Annotated in this window: 1 rRNA gene; it reads right to left on the bottom strand. The window is 69.0% G+C overall.

What is annotated here, in order from left to right:
* Positions 1 to 162, bottom strand: a 16S ribosomal RNA gene (locus tag TsocGM_RS25645); the annotation flags it as partial.
* Positions 163 to 758: the final 596 nt, after the last annotated feature.

Raw genomic sequence — 758 nt, 5'->3', positions numbered from 1 at the left:
TCATGGGGGATTACCCACAGTTTCCCGTGGCTGTCCCCCTCCGCGGGGTTGGTTGCCGTCGCCTTACTCACCCTTTCGCCACGCCCCCAAGGGGCGTCCGACTTGCATGCCTAATCCACGCCGCCAACGTTCATTCTGAGCCAGGATCAAACCCTTCGAAAAGGTGCGGCTCGTGCCCGAAGACACACGCCGCCGACTCCTCGAACGAGTTCGAGTGGTCGAAATCCAGCGCCGACGATGCCGTCTGACGCGGCCCCGCGCAGGGCCCCGCCGGACACCGCCGACTCGTCTTCTGCATCCCGCCCTCCGACCCGGATGACTCCGGACCGGCTCGCGGCGGGCGGCTGAGGGCGACCTTCCGTCGCCGGCCCCCCTTGCGGGCTCGCCAGCGGACGTCTCTTCGCCACCGACCGGATGACACGCAGCAGACGCTCGATCTCGACGGCTGATGATCCTCGCCGAAACTGAACAGCGCTTGGCTCACACACGCCTCCCGCCCCCTCGCCTCCCGGCGACCGGCGGGCCGACCCTCGGTGCTTCCGCCGAACCCCCCTCATCGTGTTGAGTGAGGTCCCGCGGCTCCGAAGGCCGATTGCGTTTGATACAATCGGGCGATCGACCGAATTGCCAAAGACACCGCCGATGCGACGGCGAGCCACCGGGTTGCCCCCGCCTGGCGTGATCCGCCCCGTCGTCTCCGACGGGCCGTCCCCGGGCGGGAGCGTGCGAACGTCGCGTTGGGCCGCCCGGCTCGTTGC

The organism is Tautonia sociabilis (genome assembly GCF_003977685.1).
GTDB lineage: Bacteria > Planctomycetota > Planctomycetia > Isosphaerales > Isosphaeraceae > Tautonia > Tautonia sociabilis.
This window is presented reverse-complemented; position numbering and strand designations above follow the sequence as displayed.